Source organism: Aquamicrobium ahrensii (assembly GCF_040545755.1).
Lineage (GTDB): Bacteria > Pseudomonadota > Alphaproteobacteria > Rhizobiales > Rhizobiaceae > Mesorhizobium > Mesorhizobium ahrensii.
This window is the reverse complement of sequence record NZ_JBEPMN010000016.1, coordinates 36,225-61,136: the sequence shown is the minus strand read 5'-3', so window position 1 is coordinate 61,136 and position 24,912 is coordinate 36,225. Positions and strand designations below refer to the sequence as shown.

The following is a 24,912-nucleotide window of genomic DNA, read 5'->3' as shown; positions in this document are numbered from 1 at the left end:
CCATTACTGCGGTCAGGCGCGTCTCCTGGCCCCGCTTTGGAGCCGTCATGTCGTGCAGGCAATTTGTGATGGTTTCCCATGAGTGAAGTCGATGTTCTGGTGCCCGAAAACGCGGTGCGGCGCATGCACCTCGTCCTGGCCGAGCGGCTGCGGGAACTCGGCCATGATGTCGCGCTTGTGGGAGCCGGAACAAGGGACGCGGGATCGTCGACGCTGGACAGGCTTCTGCGCTTCGAGCGCAATGTTCTCGGTGTTCGCATCAACAGTCTGCTCGACGTAATTCCGGACGCGCAACTGTCGCCTGCGCGTCCTCAGGCCGCGTTGCGGCTGGATCTGGCTGGCGGTGAGGCGGCTGTTCCCTCGCCGGTTCTTGCGCCCCTCTTTTCGGGCTCCCTATCGCTTGCAAGAGCGGCATGGATGCTGATGCGCGGGCAATTGCCGAATGTCGACATCCTCCTCGATGCTACACGCCCGGTCGCTCATGCCGAGCCTATGGTCGACAGCCGTCTCTCGCTGTTGCGCGGTATCGACGATGTCGTGGCCGGCATGGTCACGCTGATGGTCGCCGCAGCCCATCGCTATCCCGAGAGCGGAGCGCTCACCTGCGGTCGTCCGTCCGGCGCGATGGAGCGCCCGATCGACAGGCAGTTGATCAGCGCCTATCTGCTGTCCATGACGCCACGCCAGATCGGGGGTGCGGTTGAGCGCCTTGTGTCCCATGTTCACCGCTGGGACGTCAGCTACCGCTTCCACAAGGGTGGGCGGGTTGTCGATACCGGGCTGCTGGCCGGCGAGCCGTGGATCACCTTGCCCGATGACGGCAAGCGCTTCTACGCCGATCCGTTTCCATTCGAATGGGAAGGCAGGCATTTCATCTTCGTAGAGGATTGCCCCTACGGTTCCGACAAGGCGGTGATCTCTGTGGCCGAAGTGTTCGCTAACGGAACGGCGACCGTGCCACGCTGCATTCTGGAGGAGCCGCATCATCTGTCCTATCCGCAGGTGTTCACGCGTGACGGCGAAATCTGGATGCTCCCGGAGGGCGGTTCGGGCGGCGATCTGGTGCTCTATCGTGCGGAATCTTTTCCCGACCGCTGGGTCCGGCATGCGGTCCTGATTCCGGATCGGGAACTGTTCGATGCAACCTTGCTGGAACACGATGGTCGCCTGTGGCTGTTCGCCACCGAGCGTTACGGATATGGCAGCGCATCCGACACGCTTGTGGTTTTCCACGCGCCCGATCTGCAGGGACCATGGACGCCGCATCCCGCCAATCCGGTGACGGTCGACAGGGCTTCCGCAAGGCCCGGTGGCCGCTTTGTCCGGGTGGGCGATCGTATCGTGCTGCCCTTGCAGGACGGTACGGACGGATATGGCGGCGCGCTCGGCCTTGCCGATCTCCTTGAGCTGAACGAGGCCACCGTGCGGTTGACAACGCCGGTTCCAATCCTGTCGCCGGAAAAGACGACCTATCCGAAAGTTCATACGCTCAACAGTACCGGACAGCTTGAGGCGATCGACCGCATTGTCCGTGTCCGGCGCGGAAAGAGGCGCGGGACCTTATGACCGCGTCTCGTCCGCTCCGTGTGCTCTGCATCGTGCCGCGCGGCCTGGAAGGTCGCGGCGGCATCGAGACGCTGTTTTCGCATGTTGATGAGGAGCTGCGGGCGCATCCCGAGCTTGGCCTCGAAATGGATTTCCTCGCCTCGCGCGGTGACGCCTCCGGGGCAGCGTGGGTGCTGCACTTCCCGTTCGCCTTGCTGCGCTATGTCTGGATGGTGGCGACGCGGCGCTATGACATCGTCCATCTGAACGCCGCAACCAATGCATCGGCGTGGCGCAAGTGGATGATGCAAGGCGTGGCGCGCCTGTTCGGCGTGGCGACCGTCGTGCATTTCCATGGCTCGGCTTTCCCGAAGCCGGGCGAGACGCAGCCGGCCTGGGTCCCGGTTCTGCGACGGGTGTTCGAACGCGCGGCGGCCATCATAGTTCTGGGAAATTACTGGCGCGAGTTTGTCGCCCGCTTCTACGGCATGCCGGTCGGGCGCTTCGATGTCGTCGCCAATGGCGTTGCCGATTTTGCGCCCGGCGCACCTCAACCGCGTGGCGAGGATGAACCCGTGCGCCTGCTGTTCGCCGGCAATCTTACCGACGCGAAAGGGGCAGGCGCATTGCTGCAATCGCTGGCGCTTTTACCCGGTGAACTGCCGGATTGGCGCATGATTTTTGCCGGCACGGGTGACGTTGCAGGCTTTCGGGATGAGGCAAACAAGCTCGGCCTTTCCGGCCGCGTGGCGTTCACCGGCTGGGTTGCGCGCGACGCCATCCTGCCGCTTTATCGGCAGGCCGATATCGTCGTGCTTCCTTCGCGCAACGAAGTGCTGCCGGTTTGCCTGCTGGAAGGCGCGTGCGCCGGCGCGGCGCTTGTTGCGACGCCGGTCGGTTCCGTGCCGGACGTGCTGCATGAGAGCGAGAACGGCTTGCTCGTCGAGGCCGACGATCCCGAGGGAATCGCGCGGGCATTGGCGCAGGTGATCGGCGACAGGGGATACCGGGAAAGCTTCCGTGCCGCCTCCCGCAGGATCTACAAGGATCGTTTCGGGCTCGAATCGATGGTTGTCGAGCTGATGAAGGTCTACCGCAAGGCGCTTGCCGGCAATTGATAAAGGATCGTTTCGGAAGCGATTCAATCCATTGCCGGGCGGAAGATGCGGAAGAACTGCTCAAGATTGGCGAGCGCCCATAGAACCTTCTCATGGTTCTGGCGGCCTTCCATATGCTCGCTCATCAGCCGGTCGATTTCATGTGCAGTGCAGACTTGCCGCACCGTGCTGTCGCCCGATTGCAGAAGGTCGCGCATCCGGTCGGCCATGCCGGTGCGGAACCATTGTTCCACCGGCACGCGGAAGCCGACCTTCTTGCGTTTGACGATTGCCTCCGGCAGCATTCGGGCCGCCAGCGTGCGCAGCACGCGCTTGCCCTTCGGTGCGCCGGTCAGGAAGGCGTCGGGAAACCGGGCGACGAGTTCGGCAAGCCCCACATCCATGAACGGCATGCGGCCCTCGATGGAGCCGGCCATCATCATGCGGTCGCCGCGTTCCAGCAGATTGTCGGGCAGCCACGAGGTCTGGTCGAAATGCAACATGCGCTTCAGCGCGCTTGCTGCGCCATCCGCTGCGAAGGGCAGGGGATCGAGCGCGCGGGAAGCGGGTGGACCCGCATAAAGCGCACTGGCGAGCTCCCCATCCCCGCCGCCGAACCAGGCGGCCATGCGCGCCTGATGGTCGCGAACGCCGGCGACGCCCGCCACGGTCTTCACACGCCGAAGCGCATAGGGCAGGGTGCGCGCGCCGCGGGCGACGACGCTGTCGTGGAGGAAGCCCGGAACGAGCCGCTGGTATAGTGCGACCCATGGTTCGGCGCGATGCTTGGGATAGCCGCCCAGAAGCTCGTCCGCCCCCTCGCCGGTCAGCACCATCTTGACGCTTCTGCTGGCCATTTTCGACAGCAGAAGCACCGGCAGGTCGGAGGGTTCGGCAACCGGCGCGCCACGCCGCAGCACGGCCTCCTCCCAGACGGAGGTGAATTCGTTCATGCCCACGGAAAGTTCGTTGTGGTCGGCGCCGAAGGCGTCCGCCACCTGTCTGGCATAGGGCAGTTCCGAGGAGCCGGGCACGTCGAAGCCGACCGAGAAGGTTGAGACCGGCTTGTCCATGTGGCGGCTCATCAGCGCCACGATCATCGAGGAATCGAGTCCGCCGGACAGATAGGCTCCGAACGGCGCATCCGAGCGCAGCCGCAACTGCACCGCCTCGTCAAGCTTGTCCGAGAACAGGCGCACCGCCTCGTCGAAATCGCCGATATCGGGTTTGGTTCGCGAAAATGGCGTGGTGAAGTAGCGCGTGACGGAAACCTTGTCGGCATCCAGCACCATGAAGGTTCCGGGCGGAACCTTGGAGATGCCCCTGAAGAAGGTCGCCGGCCCCGGCACATAGCGGTAGCTCAGATACTCCCGCAGCGAATCCTGGTCGAGACGGTCATCGATGCCCGGAAACTTTCGCAGCGGCTCGATCTCGGAAGCGAATGCATGCACGCCTTCGGCTTTGGCGACGAACAGCGGCTTCTTGCCGAACGGATCACGCGCCGCGATCAGGCGGCCGGTCCGGTTGTCCCAGAGCAGGAAGGCGAACATGCCGTTGAAGCGGGAAAAGCACTCCTCCCCCCACGCCCGCCACGCTTCGATCAGGATTTCGGTATCGCCCTGCGTGGCGAAGCGGTGGCCGCGTTGAATGAGTTCGGCGCGCAGTTCGATATAGTTATAGATTTCGCCATTGTAGACGATGGTGTAGCGCCCATCATGCGAATGCATCGGCTGGGGGCTGCCTTCGATGTCGAGGATCGAAAGCCGGCGATGGCCGAGCCCCGCCTGCCATGCGCCATCGGGACTGCGCGCCGTGAAGACGCCGCGCCCGTCCGGCCCGCGATGCGCCAGCAGATCCGTGGCCGCATTCAGTTCGGTATCGAGCGACAGGCGCGATCTGGCATGAAATCCGAAGATGCCGCACATGAGCCGTCGCCCTTATTTTCCGCGAGCCGTGAACAGCGCCTCATAAGCGGCCAGAAGCTTCGGCGCTTCGTAGTTCCACGCCAGTTCGTTCCGCACACGCTCGCGCCCCAAAGCGCCCATGGCGGCGCGGCGCTCAGGGTCGTCCAGCAGTTCGGCGATCTTGTCGCCAAAATCGGCCGGATCTGTGCACGTGGCGTAGAGTGAGGCTTCCTGCGCGGAAAATCGACCTTCGCGCAGATCGTATTGCACGATCGGTTTGCCGAGCGCCATATATTCCATGATCTTGTTCATGGTCGACTTGTCGTTCATGGCCGTCGGCCGATCGGGGTTGACGCAGACATCGGACGTGGAAAGCGCCGAGAACAGCGTCTCGTCCGGGCAGCGCCCTGTGAAGGTCACATAGTCGCCCAGCCCCATCGTCGCGCTTTCCGCCTTGATCGCCTCCAACTCCGGGCCGCCGCCGCAGATGACGAACTGCATATCGTCGCGCTTGCGCACGTTCACCAGATGGCTGACCGATTCCAGCAGAAGATCGAGCCCTTCCTGCTTGCCGATCACCCCGACATAGCCGACGACGAAGCGGCGTCCGTTGCGCCATGCAGGGTCGGGCTCCACCTCGCGCACACGGTCCAGATTGGGGCCGGAGCGCACGATATGCACCTTGTCCGGGTCCATGCCGCCGCGGGTGATGGCGATCTCGCGATAGCTCTCGTTGGTGGCGAGAGAGCGGTTGGCGGTGCGGAAGGTCATCCGCTCCAGCCACACCATCAGCTTCCAGCCGAAGTCGCGGCGGCCGAATTTCGCCTCGTAGAGCTCGGGATTGATGTCGTGATGGTCGAACAGGAACTTCTTGCCGAACAGCCGGTAGAAGCCGCCGATCAGGAAGATGGTGTCGGGCGGATTGCAGGCATGGATGACGTCGAAGCCCCGTTGCCACGCCACTTTCAGCGAAAGCAGGAATTCCCAGAACAGGGCGGCGCTGTATTCCAGCGCATAGCCAAGCACACCCTCGGCGTCGAGCGGCAGCGAATGGCGGTAGATATGCACGCCGTCGATCACCTCGCGGGAAGCGGTCGAGCCCTTGCCCTTGGGGCAGATGATCGAGACCTGATAGCCGGCCTTGACCAGCGTGGTGGCTTCCGACCATACGCGCCGGTCGAAAGGCACCGGCAGGTTCTCGACGATGATGAGGACGCGCCTACCAGTTGATGCCGTCATAGGTCCCCGCAACGCGCTCGATGTTCGGAAGGCGCGCCATGTCGAGCAACACCTGATCGGGCCGCATTTTTTCCACCACGGCCTCATATTCGGGCGAGCGGCTTGTCGCCACCAGAATGTCGGCGTGCGTGACCACATCGTCGACCGACGGCACCATGAGCTGGGTGACATGGGGGATGGCGTTCATCAGATAGGCCTTGTTGGCGCCGACCAGTTTCGCCAGCGACACGTTCTGGTCGAATATGCGGATGTCGCAGCCCTTGCCGAGCAGGCGCTCGATCAGTTCCAGATAGGGACTCTCGCGCAGGTCGTCGGTGCCGGCCTTGAAGGAGAAGCCGAGGAAGCCGACATTGCGCTTGCCGTGGCCGAGAACCCATTGCAGGGCGCGCTCGATCTGCTGCTTGTTGGAGGGCATCAGTGATTTCAGCAGCGGCGCTTCAACGTCATGCTGGATCGCGTAGGCGTTGATGGCGCGCACGTCCTTGGGTAGGCAGGAGCCGCCGAAGGCGAAGCCCGGCAGCAGATAGGCGTTGGAAATGTTGAGCTTGGTGTCTGCGAAGAACACCTTCATGAGTTCGTGGCTGTCAACGCCGGCGGCCTTGCAGACATTGCCGATCTCGTTGCCGAAAGCCACTTTCAGCGCGTGCCAGGTGTTGTCCGTGTATTTCACCAGTTCCGCCAGACGCGGCTCGGTCACGATGGTCTGGCCGGGCAGACCGTCATAGAGTTCGAGCAACCGTTTGCGGGTGGTCTCGTCTTCGACGCCAATCACGGTCTTGGCGGGATTGTTGAAGTCGGCGACGGCCGAGCCTTCGCGCATGAACTCGGGATTGGAGGCGACGCCGAAGGCAACGCCCAGCTTCTTGCCGGAAGCCTCTTCCAGCGCCGGAACCACGAGGTCGGCCAGCGTGCCGGGAAGCACGGTCGAGCGAATGACGACCGAATGATAGCTGTCCTTGTTGGCGAGCACCGCGCCGATCTGGCGCGCCACGGCTTCGACGGCCGAAAGGTCGAGCGAGCCGTTGGGCCGCGACGGCGTGCCGACGCACAGCAGCGACAGGTCGCTGCCCATGATCGCCTCTTCGGTCGAGACCGTCGCCCGCAGGTTGCCGGCGGCGACCTTGGCCGCGACCAGTTCGCCGATGTCCTTTTCGATGATGGGACTCTGGCCGGCGTTGATCAGGTCGACTTTCGACTCGCTGACATCGCAGCCGATCACTTCGTGGCCGCGTTCGGCCATGCAGGCCGCACAGACGGTGCCTACATATCCCAGTCCGAAAATGGATATTTTCATGATTGTCTGACCGCTTTGCCTTGCTGTCGTTGTGCCGGCGCTTACCCGTCCGATCCTTGCGGAACCGGTCTAGCCCCGACAGGTAAAGGTCACGTTACGGGGTTGAGCACAATTGAAATGCGCCAGCTCATGGCGTTTGCAGGCGCACGGAACAGCACGGTCGCCGCCGCCTGCAGGACGCCAAAGCCGGGTGAATGGAAGCCCCGGCCCGACATCTCGTCCCCGCGCACGATCTCGATGGCGGCCTCCCGGGGCGCGACAAGCGCGATTTCCGGCCGCCCGTTCCGGCTTGCCGTCACCTGCCCGTCAGAGACTCTGGCGTCGAGATCGGGAGCCAGCAGAAATGCGATTTCCACATCGCCCGCAGGCGTTTTTCCGGTCAGCCGGTCGGTGATGTCGAAGCTGGAAGCGGTTTCGACGATGTCCCGGTGATGGATAACGCCGAAGCGTTTTTCATAGCCGTCATGCGAGGCCGACACGTCAAGCGGCGCGCTGTTCGCGCCCTTGACGAGCCTGGCCCGTGCGCGGCGAGGCATCCAGTTGAAGGGGCCTGACGGTTCGCTCTGGCTGGCGCCGGCGATGGTCAGGGTGTTATGAACGGGCGTGACGCGGAAGCGACGCCGGTTTTCGCCTTCCGAATGATAGAGATAGGTGCCGGCATCGACCAGCACCGGCCTTCCGTCCAGCGACAGCCATACCGATAGCGCATCCGCATGGCCATGAGCGGCGAGCGCGCCGAAACCCAGCGGGCCATGATCGAAGGTGAAATGCACACGACGGCCGGCGATCTTACCACGCCGGATTGTATAGCCGCCCTGCGGAAAGGTCGTTGTCCCGTCGGTTGACGCCGTACCCGGCGGCGGGCTGGAAAAGACGATATCGCGCCAATGCGGGTCGTAAATGGCGGGCGCAAGTTCCGGGCGCTGGAGAAATCCGGCAATCGCGGCGGGAATGGAGGCTGCATAACGCGGCTCCTCGCTGCCATAGGCCAGAAGCACGCGGCTCTGGTCGTCGTCGCCGATCAGGGGGACCTGGCCCTCGTCATCGAGGAAGGCGTTCAGCGCCGCTGCCGCCTTGCCCAGCCGCTCTCGTACAGCCGGGGAGGGGGCGTCCGCGCCGATCGCCCGGAAGCCGACCAGCAACATCTCCAGCGTGAAAGCCGCATAGGCTGGAGATTGTTCCTGTCCAACCCCGTCTTCATGGAACAGGGCGAGCGCCCGGCCTTCAAGATGCGCCCTGCCACGCGCCAGCCAGTCCGGCGCTTGCGTATGGTCCGGCAGCAGACGCGCGGCCAACACAAGCCCCATTGCTTCGGCGACCAGATGATTGTTGGCGGAAGAAAAGAGGGAAGGAAAACGCGCAAGCCATATGCCGTGCGCGGCGACGAAAGCCGCGAGTTTTTCGCCCGTGGCGCTATCGATCCATGGATCGAGCGCGCTGACGATCACGCCGAGCGAAACCAGTCTGTAGCCGGCTTCTATTCCCGAATACCAGTTCACGCCGCGGCCGGGCGGATTGGCTTCCATCCATGAAAGCACGGAGCCAAGCAATGCACGGGCGAGCGCTGCATCCTGCGTATGATGGGCGTGGATAGCCGGAGCCGCCAGAAAATGCAGGCGGTTCGCTTCGGCGACATATTTGACGTCGCGATGTCCACCCTCGAAGCGGAAATCGATGTCGAAGGCGGAGACTTCCGCACCCGGCCACCGGGTGCCGCTGACCGGATCGAGGGTCCAGACCTTCGGTGCAATGCGGCCTGTCTCGTCGAGGATCGTTTCCGGCCAGTCGCGGTTGAGCAATCTGAGTTTCCCCGACCGGAACCTTTCGGCTGCGATGGCCAGTTGCGCCGCGACCGGAGGGGGCAGATCGCCTGTAAGCAGGGGAGCGAAGAGCGCCAGCGGCGTCGGCCGTGCGCCGGGCGTCGCGGAGGGCGTCCAACCGCTATCCTCGCGCCGGGCGGCGCGCCTTGCAATCTGTTCGCGAATCCGATGGCGGATCTCGCCGCGTTCCATGACGGCGAGACGCCGCGCATACCAGCCCAGCCGTCTCAACATGCGAACGCCTTAGCAAGGGGCGGTTGCATTACCATTAACATCGCCATTCCGAATGCTAACCGTGTCGGCGATATCGTCCGCCCGGGGGCTCGCCTTGAGGTTTCTCCTGTTCTAGCCTTGCTCGCATTGCCACGCCATCGGAGCCCTGGGCCATGAGCCTGAATCGCCGCCAGTTCCTGTCCCTGTCCGCCGGCGCTCTCGCCGTCCTGCCTCGTGACGCCGCCGCGCAGACGACGAGGCGGCTCCTCCATCGCGGTGCGGGAATCCACAACATGATGAACTGGGGCATCCTTCAGGAGGGAAGCGCCACCCGTTATGCTCCACGCCCGTTCGAGACGCCGCGCAATGCCTTTCCCGAAGCTCTTGCGCGCGAATTCGCTGCGGCCGGATTCGATTTCATCCGCCTTTCGCTGGACGTGGGGCCGTTCATGCAGTTGCAGGGCTCCGACCGCACCGCGCTGGAACGGAAGCTGCTTGCCAATATAGGGCGGCTGCATGCGCTTGGCCTCGACGTGCTTGTCGATTGCCATCCGGTGGAGCAGGTGCCGCTCTATTCGCCCCAGTCCATCCTTGAGGATCTGGAGAGCCCGCTGTTCGGCGAGTACAGGGCGATGATCGTCAGGCTGGCCGCCATGCTCGCCAATGTGCGCACCGGGCGCGTGGTGCTGGAACTGATGAACGAGCCGCTCATGAACAACGCCGCTCATCGCACGCAGGTGATGGTATGGGGTGCGGCGCAACTGTCCCTGCACGATGCGGCAAGGCGGGCCGCGCCCGACCTGCCGCTCATGCTCACGGGCGCGCATTATGGCGGCATAAGCGGCCTGAACGATCTCGACCCGTCGCCCTACGCCGACAGCAACGTTCTGTATTCCTATCACTACTACATGCCGCTCAGCTTCACGCACCAGGGGGTGGATTACGGCACCCCGGACGCGGCGACCTCGCCTTATGTATCGGATCTTCCCTATCCTTATGACGCCATTCCGGTGGAGGAGATCGAGGCCGCTCTGGAAGCGCGCATCGCCGCCGCACCGCTCGATGCAGGGGCCAAAGCGGCGGCAAGGGAACACGCGCAATCCATACTCGGGCGCTTTCTGGCCGATGGCTGGAATCGCCAACGCATAGAGGACGACTTCGCCATCGTCGCGAAATGGGCGGACCGCCACGCCATCGCCCGCGAGCGTATCGTCATGGGCGAGTTCGGCGTGACGCGCCGTTCCGGCAAGCTCATGGGCGCGGCGGAAATCTATCGGCGTCGCTGGATGTCCGATGTGACGCATGTGGCGGCGTCCCACGGCTTCGGCTGGTCGATATGGGACCTCAACAGCTATCAGATGGGCATATCTCGTTTCGACGACGAGACCCGGCTGGATCGCGAACTGGTCTCAGTGCTGGCCATGCCCGGCTAAAACGGCTGGTTTCCGGCACATGTCGAGCTTTCTTGGTTAATCGACAGGGTTAAGCCCGTTTTAACATTTGCCATTCATTATTCATGTCGCGGTTTATGTGTGCCGGTGCGCAGGCGGCGGCCGGATTAGGGGTGAACTATGTCGATACTGTTCAGGAAAGCGGCTCTGGCCGCTATCGTTGCCGGCGGTGCTTCCCCGGTGCTTGCTGCGGACTTTTCCGAGCCTCCGGTCGTGATCGAGGAGCCGCCCGTCATCCAGCAGCCTTATGAAGAAGTCAGTGACTTCGGCGGCTGGTATATCCGTGGCGATCTGGATTATCACAAGTCGAAGATCCGCGGCGCCAATTATATCACCTATGGGGCGGAGCCGTGCCCTGTCGGCTGTGGCGACCCTGACGCCTGGACCGGGGTCGGCGGCACCAAGAGCTTCGACACCACCGAACTCAAGAGCGCGTTCTCGATCGGCGCTGGCGTCGGCTACCAGATCAACCGGCATTTCCGCACCGACCTGACGCTCGACTACTGGTTCAAGACCAAGTTCAAGGGCAGCACATCGGATGATGGCAACTTTGGTTGTGGTAGCCCCACCATTCCCTGTCAGTCTGTCGATCGTTCCAAGATGTCGGCGCTGGTTCTTCTGGCCAATGCTTATGTCGACCTTGGCACCTGGAACGGCCTGACGCCTTATGTGGGCGCGGGTATCGGCGGCGCGCATATCAAGTGGACCGATCTGGAGAACGACGCCAATGTCGGCTACGCTCTCCACAAGGGCAGCAAGAGCTGGCGTTTCGCCTATGCTTTGATGGCCGGCGCCTCCTACTGCCTCACCGACAACATGATGCTGGATGCCGGCTATCGGTTCAGCCGTATCGAGGGTGGGCGCATGTTCGAGCGGAACGGTGCGGGCCCCGGCTTCGACAAGGGCTTCAACACGCACGAAGTGCGCGCCGGCCTGCGCTACAATTTCGGTGGCGGCGCAAATCATTGCTATCAGCCCGAGGTCGTAGCCTATGAGCCGCCGGAGCCGATCTACACGAAGTAAGCCGACAGGCTGTACATAACGCAAAGGCCGGGAGCATTGCTTTCCGGCCTTTGCTTTGTCTCGACTTCGCCCGCTTTTCATGCCAAGTCCCCGCCATGGCACTCGACATCAAGATATGCGGGCTGAAGACCGGGGAAGCGCTGGCCGCGGCCGTTGAAGGCGGCGCCAGCCATGTCGGCTTCATCTTCTTTCCCAAAAGCCCGCGCAACCTGACGCCGCGCGAGGCGGGAAAGCTGCGCGCACAGGCCGTCGGCAAGGCGAAGGCCGTCGCAGTCACCGTAGACGCCGACGACGCCTTCATGGACGCCATAGTGTACGCGATGCAGCCTGACATGCTTCAGCTTCATGGGTCGGAAAGCCCCGAACGTGTCGCCGCGGTCAAGGCGCGCTATTCACTGCCGGCGATGAAGGCTTTCGCGGTCCATGAGGCCGCCGATCTCGACCGCATCGCGCCCTATCGCGGCATCGCCGACCGCTTTCTGTTCGACGCCAGACCGCCGGCCGGCTCGCAGCTTCCGGGCGGCAATGGCGTGCGTTTCGACTGGACCATTCTCGCCGGGCTTGACGCTGGCGTCGATTACATGCTTTCCGGCGGTCTGGACGCCGCCAATATCGGCGATGCGCTGCGGCTTGCGAACCCGCCGGGCATCGACATATCGTCCGGTGTCGAGCGCGCGCCCGGCGTCAAGGACGCCGCGCTCATCGAAGCTTTTTTCAAGGCGGTTGCAGCGGCGCGCAATGACCGTGCAGCCTGAACCGCAGACCTTTGTCCGAGGAGAACGGCGATGAACAAGCCGGCCATGCCAAATTCCTTCCGCACCGGCCCTGACGATCAGGGGATGTTCGGCATTTTCGGCGGCCGCTTCGTGGCCGAAACGTTGATGCCGCTGATCCTCGATCTCGAAAAGGAATGGAACGAGGCGAAGAACGATCCGGCTTTTAAAGCCGAACTTCAGGCGCTTTCGACCCACTATGCCGGCCGTCCCTCCAAGCTCTATTTCGCGGAGGGCCTGACGAAGCATCTCGGGGGCGCGAAGGTCTATTTCAAGCGCGAGGACCTGAATCACACCGGGTCGCACAAGATCAACAATTGCCTCGGCCAGATCCTGCTCGCCAAACGTATGGGCAAGACACGCGTCATCGCCGAGACAGGCGCCGGCCAGCATGGCGTGGCCTCGGCCACCGTGTCGGCGCGCTTTGGCCTGCCCTGCGTGGTCTATATGGGCGCAACCGACGTTACGCGCCAAAGCCCGAACGTCTTCCGCATGAAGCTGCTGGGTGCTGAGGTGAAGCCGGTGAGCGCCGGTCACGGCACGCTCAAGGACGCCATGAACGAGGCCCTTCGCGACTGGGTCACCAATGTCGAGGACACTTACTATCTCATCGGCACCGCCGCCGGCCCGCATCCCTATCCGGAAATGGTGCGCGAGTTCCAGTCGGCCATCGGCGTCGAGGCGCGCGCGCAGATCCTTGAGCAGGAAGGCCGTCTGCCCGACGTGATCATCGCCGCAGTCGGCGGCGGCTCCAACGCCATCGGCCTGTTCCACCCCTTCCTTGACGACAGGCAAGTGAAGATCATCGGCATCGAGGCCGGCGGCCGCGGTCTCGACGGCGTCGAGCATTGCGCTTCCATGAATGCCGGTCGTCCGGGCGTGCTGCATGGCAACCGCACCTATCTGCTTCAGAACGAGGACGGCCAGATCATCGATGGCCATTCGATTTCGGCAGGGCTCGACTATCCCGGCGTCGGGCCGGAACATTCCTGGCTGCGCGACACCGGCCGCGTCGACTATGTGCCGATCCTTGATGACGAGGCGCTGGACGCCTTCCAGCTTTGCACGCGCACCGAGGGCATTATTCCAGCGCTGGAATCGGCCCATGCCATCGCCCATGCGGTCAAGATCGCGCCTTCGATGGGCAAGGAAGAGATCATCATCGTCAACCTGTCCGGCCGTGGCGACAAGGACGTGCATACCGTGGCTTCCATGATGGGCATGGAGATCTGAGTTGGGCGCAACGCCGTTCGTGGATATCTGGATCAACTGTCCGGACCGCGCGACTGCCGAAAAGATTGCGGAGGCGACGGTCGGCGAGGGCTTTGCGGCCTGCGCCAACCTGCTCGCCCCGATCCGAAGCATCTATCGCTGGAAGGGCGCGGTCGAGCGCGCGGAAGAGGTTCCGCTTGTGCTGAAGACGCGCGCCGCGCATTTCGAGGCGGTCGCCACGCTGGTGAAATCGCTTCATCCTTATGAAACGCCGTCGATCGTCGCCACCGAACTGGCCGCTATCGACACGGCCTGTGCCGACTGGCTGGCCGAAGAAACAGGGGAAGCCTGAGCCATGACCGAGACCCGCATCGACCGCCGCATGGCGAATCTGAAGGCAGAGGGCCGCCCGGCGCTTGTCACCTATTTCATGGGCGGCGATCCGGACTATGACACCTCCTTGTCGATCATGAAGGCGCTTGGCCGCTCCGGTGCCGACGTGATTGAACTCGGCATGCCGTTTTCCGATCCGATGGCGGACGGCCCGGCGATTCAGGCGGCCGGTCTGCGCTCGCTCAAGGGTGGCCAGACGCTCGTACGCACGCTGCAGATGGCGGCGGATTTCCGCAAGGACGACGACGAGACGCCGATCGTGCTGATGGGCTACTACAACCCCATCTACATCTATGGCGTCGATCGTTTTCTGGCCGATGCAAAGGCGTCCGGGATCGACGGGCTGATCGTCGTCGATCTGCCGCCGGAAATGGATGAGGAACTGTGCGTGCCGGCGCTCCGGGCGGGCGTCAACTTCATCCGTCTGGCGACGCCCACCACCGATGACAAGCGCCTGCCGAAGGTGCTGCAGAACACGTCCGGCTTCGTCTACTATGTGTCGATGACAGGCATCACCGGCTCGGCCCTGGCCGACACCGGCAAGGTGGCCGAAGCCGTCCAGCGCATCAAGCAGCACACCGACCTCCCGGTCTGTGTCGGCTTCGGCGTCAAGACGGCCGAACAGGCCCGCACCATCGGCGCATCGGCCGACGGCGTGGTGGTCGGGACCGCCATTGTCAACGCGGTCGCCAATGTGCTGGGGCCGGATGGCGGGCGCACCGCCGACCCGGCCGAGGCTGTCGCCACGCTGGTGTCCGGCCTTGCGCAGGGCGTGCGCCAGGCCCGCCTTGCTGCCGCCGAATAGTTGCCCTAACCCAAACCGAATCAAGTCGCGGTCAGGAGCCGAACGATGAACTGGATCACCAACTACGTCCGCCCGAAGATCAATTCGATGCTCGGCCGGCGCGAGATGCCCGAAAATCTCTGGATCAAGGATCCGGAAACGGGCGAGATGGTCTTCCACAAGGATCTGGAAGAGAACCAGTTCGTCATCCCGTCCTCCGGCTATCATATGAAGATCGCCGCGAAGGAACGCCTGAAGTTCTTTTTCGACGGCGGCCGCTACGAGGCCCTTGAAAACCCCAAGGTGGTGCAGGACCCGCTGAAGTTCCGCGACGAGAAGCGCTATGTTGACCGCCTCAAGGACGCCCGCGCCAAGACCGGCATGGACGACGCCATCCTGAATGCGAGCGGCGAGGTTGACGGCCTGCCCGTCATGGCCACCGTGCAGGATTTCACTTTCATGGGCGGCTCGCTCGGCCTAGCCGCCGGCGAGGCGATCATCAACGCCTTTGACACTGCGCGCCAGCGCCGCCAGCCGCTGGTGCTCTTTGCGGCTTCCGGCGGCGCGCGCATGCAGGAAGGCATCCTGTCGCTGATGCAGCTTGCCCGCACGACCGTCGCGGTCGATCGCCTCAAGGAGGCGGGTCTGCCCTATATCGTGGTGCTGACCAATCCGACCACGGGCGGCGTCACCGCTTCCTATGCGATGCTGGGCGACGTGCACATCGCCGAGCCGGGAGCCCTGATCGGCTTCGCCGGTCCGCGCGTCATCGAGCAGACCATTCGCGAGAAGCTGCCCGAAGGCTTCCAGCGCGCCGAATATCTCATGGAGCACGGCATGGTCGATATGGTCGTGTCGCGGCTGGAGATGAAGCAGACGATTTCCCGTTTGCTCAGGCTGCTGCTCAAGGTGCCGGAAGCGGAAGAGGAGCCGGAGGTGGAGGTGGAGGTTCTGCCGCCGCCGGTCGCCGCCGCGCCGGAAGCCCGGCCGCAGGCCTGAGGCGCAGGCCGGCATGACCACGCTTTCCGCAGACCGCGAAATCGAACATCTGATGACGCTGCATCCGAAAGGTTTCGATCTTTCGCTGGAGCGCGTGTCGCGCCTGCTCGAAAAGCTCGGCAACCCGCAGGACCTGATGCCGCCGGTGATCCACATCGCCGGCACCAACGGCAAGGGCTCCTGTTCCGCCTTCTGCCGGGCCATTCTGGAAGCGCAGGGCCTTCTGGTCCACACTCACACGTCGCCGCATCTGGTCAACTGGCACGAGCGCTACCGCCTTGCCGCGGATGGCGGCAGCCGGCTCGTCGACGACGCCACGCTGGCCGAGGCCATAACGCGGGTGGCCAGAGCCAATGATGGCCAGCAGATCACCGTGTTCGAGATTCTCACCGCCGTCGGCTTCCTGCTGTTTGCCGAACACCCGGCCGATGTGGTCGTCATGGAAGTAGGGCTTGGCGGACGCTTCGACGCCACCAATGTCATCGCCCGCCCGGCCGCATCGGTCATCATGCCGGTTTCGCTGGACCATGAGGCTTATCTTGGCGATCGCGTCGAACTGATCGCTGCTGAGAAGGCCGGCATCATCAAGCCGGGCTGTCCGGTGGTGATCGGGTCGCAGCCTTATGAATCGGCGCTTGAGGTGCTTGTCGACACCGCCGACCGCCTCGGCTGCCCGACTTACGTCTACGGACAGGATTTTCTCGCTTTCGAAGAACATGGTCGGATGGTCTATCAGGACCAGAGCGGGCTGATCGACCTTTCTCTGCCGCGCCTGCCTGGCCGTCACCAGATCGCCAACGCCGCCGCCGCCATCGCGGCCGTGAAGGCCTCCGGCTTCGAGCCGCGCGAACATGCCGTCGACCGCGCCATGGCGACGGCGGTCTGGCCGGGGCGCATGCAGAAGCTGCCCCACGGCAAGGTCGTGGAGCTTGCGCCGCCCGGGGCCGATATCTGGCTCGACGGCGGCCATAATCCCGGCGCGGGCGTCGTCATCGCGGAAGCGCTGGCCGAGCTGGAGCATAAGGACCCCCGGCCGCTTTTCCTGATCGCGGGCATGATCAACACCAAGGATCAGGGCGGCTATTTCACGGCCTTCAACGGTCTGGTGAAGCATGTCTACACCGTGCCTGTGAATTTCAGCGACGCCAGCGTCGGCAACGACGAATTGGCGGCCCGCGCTGAAGCCGCAGGCCTGTCGGCGGAGCCGGTCAGTTCGGTCGCCAGTGCGCTGATGCTGCTGCGCGACACATGGAAGGACGCCGATGCGCCGCCACGGATCCTCATCGGCGGCTCGCTCTATCTGGCGGGCGCGGTGCTGGCCGAGAACGGTACGCCGCCCACCTGACGCTTGCCTTTCGACAACAAAAAGCCCGGCGCGATGGCCGGGCTTTTTGTTATTGTAAAGATAGTCCGGATCAGGCGATGGAGCCGTTGATCCACTGCGACAGGGCGGTCTTGGGAGCCGCGCCCACCTTGGTGTCGGCGACCTGGCCGTCCTTGAAGATCATCAGGGTCGGGATGGAGCGCACGCCGAACTGGGCGGCAAGCTCCGGGTTCTCGTCGATGTTCAGCTTCGCGATCTTGACCTTGCCGCCAAGCTCGTTGGAAATCTCTTCCAGAGATGGGCCGATCATCTTGCAGGGGCCGCACCATTCGGCCCAGAAATCCACCACGACCGGCTCCTTGGCGTCGAGCACGTCGGACTGGAAGTTGCCGTTGTCGACCTTGACGGTTGCCATGCGAAAGTCCTTTCGGTTGTTCAGCTCAACGATATGTGGCGGTGGACCCGGCCAAATTCAAGCAGGTCTTGTGTCACGGCAGGATGAGTCGGGCAAGGGCGGAGTCCATGACGTTCCCCGGCAATTCGATCAGGCGCGGCGTCTCGGTGAACAGCAGGGCGGCCGCGATTTCGCGGTCGGGATAGAGCGGTTTCAGCAATTCGCGGTAGAGCGCAAGCTGCAATATATAGGCTTCCGGCACCCGCTCGAGAGCCGTTGGCGGCGGACGGTTGGCCTTGTAATCGACGATCAGAACCCGGTCCGGCGTCACCGCCAGACGGTCGATCTTGCCCGAGACGGATCGCTGCCTGCCCTTCACTTTCAGGCCGCCCATGAGCGCCACTTCGGCGCGCGACCCTTCCGCGAAGATGGGGGCGAAGCGCTGGTCGTCGAGCACGCCCATGACGGCGGAAAGCAGGCGTTGCCGCTCGCCCTCGCTCCAGTCCGCGCCAGCGCGCGCCAGGTAGCGCCGGGCGGCTTGAGGCTGCTCCGCGGCGGGAATCCCCGGCAGCATCTGCAACAGCTTGTGCGTGGCGAGACCGCGCGCAATCGCCATCGAAGGCTCGTCATCCGCTTCCAGCACCGGCGAGCGCGGATCGGCGACCGGCTCGATTCCGTCTTCCTCGATCAGCGCCGAGGCCCCTGAAGGGGAGAGCGGGCGCGGCAGCTCCTCGTCGTCGTCCAGCCTGTCGAACAGCATGGTTGGCAGCGGCGCGAAATCGTCGCTGACGGGTTCCGCGCCGGCCTGCGCGGATGTCAGCGGCGGCAGGCCGGTGGCGTGGAAGCGATGCACCGTCTCGCCGCTGACAGGATGCACGAGTTCCCGCGTTTCCGGCGCCGTGGCCAGCGCCCGCGTGACAATACGGTGCCACGTGCCGTCGCCGGGTTCGCGCTTGCCGTGGTAGCCGGCGACGATCAGCCGGTCCTCGGCGCGCGTCATGGCGACGTAGAGCAGCCGGCGATATTCGTCGTCGGCCAGCTCGCGGGCCTTTTCCGCAGCGCCGCGCGAGACGGCGTTGGCGACTTCGGCGTCGGAACGCCACAGATAGCCACGTCCGCGCCGGTGCCGCCCGGAGCTTTCGAACGCCATCAGGCGCGGCAGGTGCTGGTCGCTGAAGGCGCGCGCGCCGCCATCGACAAGGAACACGACCGGCGCCTCCAGACCTTTGGAGGCATGCACCGTCATGATGCGCACTTCGTTGCGGGTCTGGTCCATCTCGCGCTTCACTTCCGGGCCGGCGTTTTCCAGCGTGGAGAGGAAGGAATCGAGGCCGGGCAGGCCGGTGCGCTCCTCGGCAAGGCAGAAATTCAGGAACTCATCCAGTATGTCGCCGGCTTCCGGTCCCAGCCGGGCGATCATTTTCCCCCGCACCCCGTCACGTGCCAGAAGCCCGGCGTAGAACTCGAACACCGGCCTGAAAGCGGCTTCGCTGGCCCAGCGTTCGAGCGTTTCGGCGATGCCGGCCAGCAACTTGTCCGCTCCGGCATGGTGGCGCAGCGACCGGATGAGCGACTGGCCGCGCTCGCGCCCCGCCGCAAGGTCGAACAGGCGACCCTCGGGCAGATCGAAGATCGGTGAGCGCAGCACGGCGGCGAGCGACAGGTCGTCCTGCGGCTGGACGAGGAAGCGGCCAAGTGCGGCCAGGTCTTTCACGGCGATGTGGCCGGGCAGGCTCAGCCTGTCCGCGCCGGCCACCGGCACGCCCTTTTCCTTCAGGCTTTTTGACAGCGCGTGGATGAAACGGTCACGCTTGCGCACCAGAACCAGCACGTCGCCGGCGCGCAGCGGGCGGCCCTTGCCTTCGAGGATTTCTCTCTTGTCCAGCCAGCTCTTGATGGTGCCGGCGACATGCTCCGCCACCCGCACGGCAGGTGCGCTGGCATGGTTGACGGGCAGCGTCCAGTCGTCCGGTTCCTCCACCTGATCCGCGCCGAGCGTTGGCCAGACCTCCACATAGCCCGGTGCGTCGTTACGGATCGCCTTGTGGTCGAGCGGCTCGGGGTCGTGGCTGATGCCGCGCCGCACCTGCGGGTCGGCGAAGACATGATCGACGGCGCGCAGCACATCCTCGCTGGAGCGGAAGGAGAAAGTCAGTTTGAGGTCCGCGAACTCGCGATCGGCGGCGCGCACGCGACCGGCGAACTCGACCTTGCTTTCGGCGAAGGAATCCGGCGCTGCGCCCTGAAAGGAATAGATGGACTGCTTCTCGTCGCCCACGGCGAAGATGGTGCGCAGGGTGTTGTCGCGGGCACTCTCGCCGGAGAAGAATTCCTCGGCCAGCTTCTTCACCACGTCCCATTGTTCGGGGCTCGTGTCCTGCGCCTCGTCGAGCAGGATGTGGTCGATGCCCTGGTCGAGCTTGTATTGCACCCATGCTCCGGCGTCCGGTCGCTTGAGCAGGTTGACGGTGCGGGTGATGAGGTCGTTGAAGTCGAGCAGGCCGCGCGCGCGCTTCAGTTCCTCGTAACGGCGGATCAGCCAGTCGGCGACAGTGAGGGCCGCGGTGGTGCCCTTCACCATGCGATAGAGCGCCAGCCGGTCGCAAGCGGCGATGATCGCTTCGGTGGCCGCCAGATAGCGCTCGGGCAAGTCCGGCATTGCGCCAAGCAGCGCCTTGGAAAACAGCCAGTCCGGCTTGTAGGCCTCGCCCTTGCCGCTGAGGAAGGATTTTTGCAGGCCGTTGAGGCGGCGCAGCGGCTCCCTCTCGGCGAAGGCGATCAGCGCATCTTCCACAAAAGAGTCGCGCGCACGGTTTGCGCCGAGTTGCAAGGACAACTGGTCGAGCGTTGTCATATAGGCCGGCTCGAAGCCGGGCGGCGGCCAGACCGCATCGGCGATGTCGGCCTCGCTGTCGTCCGCATCGAAACCGAACTCCTCGTAAAGCGGCTGGAAGCCGGTTGCCGTGCCGCCAATCTTGCCAAGGAAATCGCGCAATCCTTCGCGCTTTCCGACGATCTCGGACAGCAGGGCGTCGAGCCCCGTCTCGCCGCCGCGGGAAAGCACGGTGGCGAAGGCTTCGGTCAGCTCCGTGCTCGCCCCGCCGACCGCCCCGGCGATCATGTCGCGCCGAGCCGCCCCCACCAGCGCCTGTTCCATCTGCGTGTCGAGCATCTGGAAATGGGCGACGATATTCGCTTCAAGAGGAAACTGGTGCAGCACCGCCTCGCAGAAGGCGTGGATGGTCTGGATCTTCAGCCCGCCCGGCGTTTCCAGCGCCTCGGCGAACAGGCGGCGCGCGCGCTGCAAGGTTCCGGCATCGGGGCGCTGCCCGTCCATCTTTTCGATGCGCTCTGCAAGCTCGGCCTCGTCCAGCGCCGTCCATTCCGACAGCGTGGAAAAGACGCGATTCGACATGTTGGCCGCTGCGGCGCGCGTATAGGTCAGGCACAGGATTTTCGACGGCTCGGTGCCGCGCAGCAGAAGCCGGATGACGCGCTGGGCCAGCACATGCGTCTTGCCCGAGCCGGCATTGGCCGACACCCAGGCCGAATTGGCGGGGTCGGAGGCGCGCGCCTGCGCCTGCGCGGTGTCGGTCGGGATCGGATATTTCATTCCTCTCCCCCTTCGCTTGCGCCGTCGCCACCGGCCGACCATTCCAGCACGCGCGCCAGATGATCATAATCGCCATCCGTCTCGCCCTCGCGGAAGGGGAGTGAGCGCGACAGATAACCGGTGGCCGGATTGGCGTAGTGGTGAAGCAGCTTTTCCAGCCGTGCCCACGCATCTTCCCCCAGTTCGCTGCCGGAACGGATCGCCTTGCCGTGCCGCAGGATGGATTCGGGCTCCACTTCGCCATTGGCGCGCAGGCGGATGAAAGCGAGGTCCGCCGGCTCGCGGCAGCCCAGGTCGCGGAAGCTCCCCCGCCTCAGCAGCGCCGCTTCAAGCGCGAGTTGCGGCGCAAGCAGCGTATGCGCCTGCGCCTTGGAGGGTGACGAGCCGGTCTTGTAGTCGAGAATATCGGCCATATTGCCGGTGAGCAGATCGACGCGGTCGGCATAGCCGGACAGTGTGACGCCGGCGCTGCCGACGAGCGTCTTTTCAGCCCTCGCCTCGGCGTGGCGCGATATGACGTCGGAACGCCCGCGCTCCCATGTGATGATATTCGCCGCCAGCGTCTCGAAACGCGGCCACCACACCGCCTCGACGTCCTGTGGCAGCTCGGCTTCGGCGAAGCAGTCGCGGCCCGCCTGCAATAAGGTTTCCAGCGCATCCGCCGCGGAGGGATCGGCCAGTGTGGAGAAACGGTGCAGGATGGCGTGAAACAGCGTGCCGCGCTCGGCCGCGCCTGGATCGCGGATCACCGGATCGAGCGCATGAAGGCCGAGGATGCGGCGGGCGTAGACGGCGTAGGGGTCGCGCCGCAGCGTCTCGATTTCCGTGACCGAGAAATGTTTCGGGCGAACGTCTATCGCTGGCGTGGGGCAGGGGCGGGGCGCGAAGTCCACGCGCGGCGCTTCGTCCAGCTTGCGCGCCCAGTCAAGCAGTTGTTCCCCGCGCCGGCGCATGACGGCGGCATTGTCCTTGCCGGTGAAGGTGAGCAGGCGTTGCAGCCAGCGCGAGGGCACGGCCGGCGCATCGCCGGAGCGTAGCGCGCGCGCCAGCACCACCTTTTCCGCACCCATCGCCATCTGGAAATCATGGGCGGCAAGGCCTATGCGCCGCTCCGGCGGTTCGAGGTCGAGCCCGCCCTTCATCAGCCGTGACATGAAGCGGTCGTTCTCGGGCTTGCGGGGCCATACCCCTTCGTTGAGCCCGCCGACGACCAGCGTGTCGACATGCTGGAGCCGCGCTTCCAGCGCGCCCCATATGGCGATGGCGCGGTCGGTCCCCTGACGCGGCTTCACCGTTTCGGGGGCGAGCAGGGCCTCAAGCACGTCCGGCCATTCGTCGGCTGCGAAGGCGAAGGGCGATTGCGCCGTCACCAGATCGCGCAGCACCTGCGCCAGCTTCTGGCCGGCATCGCCGGCATAGAGGGCCGTGACGCTGCCGTCGGCATGCCGGCCCAGCGCTTCCAGCACCCTGGTGCTCGCTTCTGCGAACTGGGGCACGCCAAGGTCGGTGCGGCCGCGCAGTTCGAGTAGCGGGCCGAACGCTTCGACAAGCCGTTTGACGATGGCGATTGCGTCGTCGATGCGGCGCGCCGGAAAGCGTGCGAACCAGAATGGCTCGCGACCTCCGCCGCCGGGGTCCGCCAGCCGCCGCTCGAACAGTTCGGCGAAGGTGGCGATGTCGGGGCGTCCGACACCGCCCCGCAGTGCTGCAAGCTCGATCAGTTCCGCCGCATGGCGCACAGGCGCGCGCTCCAATCCCAGCGAAAGCAGGGGGTGCTTGACCAGCGCCAGCAACGGCAGTGGGTCGCCGGGGCGGAAGGCGGCCTGAGCGGCAAGGCGCAACAGGGCGGCAGGGGGCGTGTTGGCGAGCGGTGCGCCGCCGGAATCGTCTGCCGTGACGCCGAAGCGCAGCAATTCGGCCGAGACGCGGCGGGCGAGCGCCCGGTCGCCGGTCACCAGCGCAGCGCGCTTGCCGGGCTGGCTGACCGCATGGCGCAGCGCCACGGCGATGGCGGTGGCCTCGTCGCGTTCGTTCGGGGCTTCCAGAACGGTCACGCCTTCGAGAGCGGCCGCCATGTCGGCGTCGCTGAAACGTCCGCGCGTGTGCGGCCACAGCTCCGTCGTGTCGGCCGGGCGCAGCGCTTCGCCGACGATCCGATTGCGCAGGTTAAGCGCGGGCGCGGGTGCGCCGAGCGGAGCGATCTCGTCGCGCGCCGCGCCGATCTTGCCTGTCAGCTTGACGAGGCCGTATTGCGGATGGCCGAGCAGCGCCGCCCGTGCATCGGGCGCGGAGATGGCGGTCAGCGAAGCCGCATCGAGCGCGGCGTCGAAACCCGGCAGCACAACTGCCCCGTTCGGCAGGCGGGAAATGACCTTGAGCAGTTCCGCCGTGGCGGGGATAGAGCCAGTCGAGCCGGCGGCGATCACCGGACCGGCAGGGGGCGCGCGTTGCAGGCGCTCGGCCTCGAAGCGGATCAGCGCGCCGCGATGGGCGGCGGGGTTCGAGCGGTCGCGCTCGGCGAGGATCAGCGGCCAGTGCTGGCTGGCGATGCCGAGAAAATCCAGCGTCACCTGCCACCAGCCGGCCAGATTGCCGGTGACGAGCTCGGCGAGCCGGGCCCAGTCCGAGCCCTCCGTCTCCACCTCGTCCATGAGGTCGGCCAGATCCCGCGCCAGCCAGATGGCGTCCGCGGCGGATGCCGGCACCATGATCTCCTCGGCAAAGCGCGCCGCGACTTCGGCGGGCAGGCGCTGTTTCCATGCCCGCACAAGAACGGCGAGCAGCAGCAGCCGTTCTGTCGACGCGATGGGCGGGGCAAGGTCGAGCGCGGCGGCGCTTTCGGGCGTGTCGCTCTCGAACAGCGCCTCGTCCTCGTCGAACTCACCCAGCGGCCGCACTGTCGGCAGGATGGCGGCGCGCCCGCCCATCAGTTCCATGAACTCGGAGCGCAAGGCGCGCGCCGCGCGGCGCGTCGGCACATAGATGGTCACGTCTGCCAGCGCCAGCGGGTCGCCGTCGAAACGGAAGCCGGGGATCAACGCGCCCGACAGGAGCCCGGCGGCCAATGTCGTCAGGAAGGGCGCTCCGGGCGGGATCGAAAAGACGCGCGGCGCGCTGCTCATGCCGCCCCGGCGGAAAATTTTTGAATGGCGGCTTCGGCCGGTGCAATGGCGTCCGGCGTGCCGACGGTGATCCAGTGGCCGTTCATCGCCGCACCGAACAGGCGGCCGGCGGCGATGGCGCGGTCGAAATAGAGGTTGAGCGAATGCGGCTCCGGCTTCGCGTCGGCGAAGATGCGCGGGTGAATGATGCCGGCCCCGCCATAGATCAGTCCGGAAGGATCGCCGCCGGCGCGAGCGAGGCGGCCGTCTTCCCCGAGCAGGAAGTCAACGCCGCCGCTGTGGCCTGTGGCGTTCGCCGGATTAGCGAGCATGAGCAATATGTCCATGCGCCCATCGTCCCATTTCTCAGCCAGACGCTCAAGCTCAGGCGTGCCGCGCTCTATCCAGAAGGTGTCGGCATTGAGGATGTAGAACGGGTGGGACCCAAGCTCCGGCAGCGCCTTGACGACGCCGCCGGCCGAGTCGAGCAGCCTCGCGCTCTCGTCGGAAATGACGATGTGGGGCTTTTGGTGCCCAGCAACATGGGCGGCGATCATGGAGCCGAGATGATGGACGTTGACCACCGCCTTCTCGACGCCGGCTCCCGCCAGCGCATCCAGCCCGCGGTCGAGCAGGGTTCGTCCGGCGATCTCCACCAGCGGCTTCGGCAGGGTGTCGGTGATCGGACGCATGCGCGTGCCGAGCCCGGCGGCAAGCACCATGGCTGTCCTGG

General features: G+C 65.0%; 18 protein-coding genes. 10 read left to right on the top strand and 8 right to left on the bottom strand.

Annotation, left to right across the window (positions count from 1 at the left end; all coding sequences use genetic code 11):
• Positions 1-78 precede the first annotated feature (78 nt).
• Positions 79-1,566, top strand: coding sequence for a glucosamine inositolphosphorylceramide transferase family protein (locus ABID44_RS16210; RefSeq protein ID WP_354152746.1), 1,488 nt, complete (start codon positions 79-81; stop codon positions 1,564-1,566).
• Complete coding sequence (locus ABID44_RS16205) at positions 1,563-2,663, top strand: glycosyltransferase family 4 protein (protein ID WP_354152745.1); 1,101 nt, start codon at positions 1,563-1,565, stop codon at positions 2,661-2,663. Before ABID44_RS16210 ends, ABID44_RS16205 begins: the two co-directional genes overlap by 4 nt.
• Positions 2,664-2,686: 23 nt before the next feature.
• On the opposite strand, the gene asnB is transcribed toward ABID44_RS16205, so the two are convergent.
• The 4 genes from asnB to ABID44_RS16185 all read right to left on the bottom strand — a co-directional run bounded on the left by asnB (position 2,687) and on the right by ABID44_RS16185 (position 9,133).
• Positions 2,687-4,567 carry an asparagine synthase (glutamine-hydrolyzing) gene (asnB, locus tag ABID44_RS16200; protein WP_354152744.1) on the bottom strand — a complete coding sequence of 627 codons (1,881 nt, stop codon included), beginning with the start codon at positions 4,565-4,567 and terminating at the stop codon, positions 2,687-2,689.
• Between the two features lie 12 nt (positions 4,568-4,579).
• A complete protein-coding gene (locus ABID44_RS16195) occupies positions 4,580-5,785 on the bottom strand; it encodes a glycosyltransferase family 4 protein (RefSeq protein ID WP_354152743.1) in 1,206 nt (401 codons plus the stop codon).
• Complete coding sequence (locus ABID44_RS16190) at positions 5,766-7,079, bottom strand: UDP-glucose dehydrogenase family protein (RefSeq protein WP_354152742.1); 1,314 nt, start codon at positions 7,077-7,079, stop codon at positions 5,766-5,768. Before ABID44_RS16190 ends, ABID44_RS16195 begins: the two co-directional genes overlap by 20 nt.
• An 89-nt stretch (positions 7,080-7,168) precedes the next feature.
• Positions 7,169-9,133, bottom strand: a complete 1,965-nt coding sequence (locus tag ABID44_RS16185) for a heparinase II/III family protein (protein ID WP_354152741.1) — start codon at positions 9,131-9,133, stop codon at positions 7,169-7,171.
• 152 nt (positions 9,134-9,285) lie between these two features.
• On the opposite strand from ABID44_RS16185, the gene ABID44_RS16180 reads away from it, so the two are divergent.
• The 8 genes from ABID44_RS16180 (at position 9,286) to ABID44_RS16145 (ending at position 17,092) form a co-directional block, all read left to right on the top strand.
• The gene (locus tag ABID44_RS16180) at positions 9,286-10,545 is read left to right on the top strand and encodes a glycoside hydrolase family 5 protein (RefSeq protein WP_354152740.1); all 1,260 of its coding nucleotides are present in this window, start codon (positions 9,286-9,288) and stop codon (positions 10,543-10,545) included.
• 138 nt (positions 10,546-10,683) lie between these two features.
• Positions 10,684-11,586: an outer membrane protein gene (locus ABID44_RS16175; protein ID WP_354152739.1), complete on the top strand. Its 903-nt coding sequence runs from the start codon at positions 10,684-10,686 to the stop codon at positions 11,584-11,586.
• Between the two features lie 95 nt (positions 11,587-11,681).
• A complete protein-coding gene (locus ABID44_RS16170) occupies positions 11,682-12,341 on the top strand; it encodes a phosphoribosylanthranilate isomerase (protein WP_354152738.1) in 660 nt (219 codons plus the stop codon).
• Positions 12,342-12,371: 30 nt separating this feature from the next.
• Entirely contained in the window at positions 12,372-13,592 is a 1,221-nt protein-coding gene (trpB, locus tag ABID44_RS16165; protein WP_354152737.1) for a tryptophan synthase subunit beta, read from the top strand.
• A 1-nt stretch (position 13,593) separates the two neighbouring features.
• Positions 13,594-13,923 carry a divalent-cation tolerance protein CutA gene (cutA, locus tag ABID44_RS16160; protein WP_354152736.1) on the top strand — a complete coding sequence of 110 codons (330 nt, stop codon included), beginning with the start codon at positions 13,594-13,596 and terminating at the stop codon, positions 13,921-13,923.
• Between the two features lie 3 nt (positions 13,924-13,926).
• A complete protein-coding gene (trpA, locus tag ABID44_RS16155; protein WP_354152735.1) occupies positions 13,927-14,769 on the top strand; it encodes a tryptophan synthase subunit alpha in 843 nt (280 codons plus the stop codon).
• A 45-nt stretch (positions 14,770-14,814) separates the two neighbouring features.
• Complete coding sequence (accD, locus tag ABID44_RS16150) at positions 14,815-15,747, top strand: acetyl-CoA carboxylase, carboxyltransferase subunit beta (RefSeq protein WP_354152734.1); 933 nt, start codon at positions 14,815-14,817, stop codon at positions 15,745-15,747.
• Between the two features lie 13 nt (positions 15,748-15,760).
• A complete protein-coding gene (locus ABID44_RS16145) occupies positions 15,761-17,092 on the top strand; it encodes a bifunctional folylpolyglutamate synthase/dihydrofolate synthase (RefSeq protein WP_354152733.1) in 1,332 nt (443 codons plus the stop codon).
• Between the two features lie 70 nt (positions 17,093-17,162).
• On the opposite strand, the gene trxA is transcribed toward ABID44_RS16145, so the two are convergent.
• The 4 genes from trxA to ABID44_RS16125 form a co-directional block, all read right to left on the bottom strand.
• Positions 17,163-17,486, bottom strand: coding sequence for a thioredoxin (gene trxA, locus ABID44_RS16140; protein WP_354152732.1), 324 nt, complete (start codon positions 17,484-17,486; stop codon positions 17,163-17,165).
• 73 nt (positions 17,487-17,559) lie between these two features.
• Complete coding sequence (gene addA, locus ABID44_RS16135) at positions 17,560-21,078, bottom strand: double-strand break repair helicase AddA (protein ID WP_354152731.1); 3,519 nt, start codon at positions 21,076-21,078, stop codon at positions 17,560-17,562.
• A complete protein-coding gene (gene addB / locus ABID44_RS16130; RefSeq protein ID WP_354152730.1) occupies positions 21,075-24,200 on the bottom strand; it encodes a double-strand break repair protein AddB in 3,126 nt (1,041 codons plus the stop codon). The genes addA and addB overlap by 4 nt, the downstream gene beginning before the upstream one ends.
• Positions 24,197-24,901, bottom strand: coding sequence for a nucleotidyltransferase family protein (locus ABID44_RS16125; RefSeq protein WP_354152765.1), 705 nt, complete (start codon positions 24,899-24,901; stop codon positions 24,197-24,199). Before ABID44_RS16125 ends, addB begins: the two co-directional genes overlap by 4 nt.
• Positions 24,902-24,912: the final 11 nt, after the last annotated feature.

Coding starts and splice junctions, on each gene's coding strand:
- ABID44_RS16210 (WP_354152746.1), top strand. CDS start 79: ATGAGTGAAGTCGATGTTCTGGTGCCCGAAAACGCGGTGCGGCGCATG.
- ABID44_RS16205 (WP_354152745.1), top strand. CDS start 1,563: ATGACCGCGTCTCGTCCGCTCCGTGTGCTCTGCATCGTGCCGCGCGGC.
- asnB (WP_354152744.1), bottom strand. CDS start 4,567: ATGTGCGGCATCTTCGGATTTCATGCCAGATCGCGCCTGTCGCTCGAT.
- ABID44_RS16195 (WP_354152743.1), bottom strand. CDS start 5,785: ATGACGGCATCAACTGGTAGGCGCGTCCTCATCATCGTCGAGAACCTG.
- ABID44_RS16190 (WP_354152742.1), bottom strand. CDS start 7,079: ATGAAAATATCCATTTTCGGACTGGGATATGTAGGCACCGTCTGTGCG.
- ABID44_RS16185 (WP_354152741.1), bottom strand. CDS start 9,133: ATGTTGAGACGGCTGGGCTGGTATGCGCGGCGTCTCGCCGTCATGGAA.
- ABID44_RS16180 (WP_354152740.1), top strand. CDS start 9,286: ATGAGCCTGAATCGCCGCCAGTTCCTGTCCCTGTCCGCCGGCGCTCTC.
- ABID44_RS16175 (WP_354152739.1), top strand. CDS start 10,684: ATGTCGATACTGTTCAGGAAAGCGGCTCTGGCCGCTATCGTTGCCGGC.
- ABID44_RS16170 (WP_354152738.1), top strand. CDS start 11,682: ATGGCACTCGACATCAAGATATGCGGGCTGAAGACCGGGGAAGCGCTG.
- trpB (WP_354152737.1), top strand. CDS start 12,372: ATGAACAAGCCGGCCATGCCAAATTCCTTCCGCACCGGCCCTGACGAT.
- trpA (WP_354152735.1), top strand. CDS start 13,927: ATGACCGAGACCCGCATCGACCGCCGCATGGCGAATCTGAAGGCAGAG.
- accD (WP_354152734.1), top strand. CDS start 14,815: ATGAACTGGATCACCAACTACGTCCGCCCGAAGATCAATTCGATGCTC.
- ABID44_RS16145 (WP_354152733.1), top strand. CDS start 15,761: ATGACCACGCTTTCCGCAGACCGCGAAATCGAACATCTGATGACGCTG.
- trxA (WP_354152732.1), bottom strand. CDS start 17,486: ATGGCAACCGTCAAGGTCGACAACGGCAACTTCCAGTCCGACGTGCTC.
- addA (WP_354152731.1), bottom strand. CDS start 21,078: ATGAAATATCCGATCCCGACCGACACCGCGCAGGCGCAGGCGCGCGCC.
- addB (WP_354152730.1), bottom strand. CDS start 24,200: ATGAGCAGCGCGCCGCGCGTCTTTTCGATCCCGCCCGGAGCGCCCTTC.
- ABID44_RS16125 (WP_354152765.1), bottom strand. CDS start 24,901: ATGGTGCTTGCCGCCGGGCTCGGCACGCGCATGCGTCCGATCACCGAC.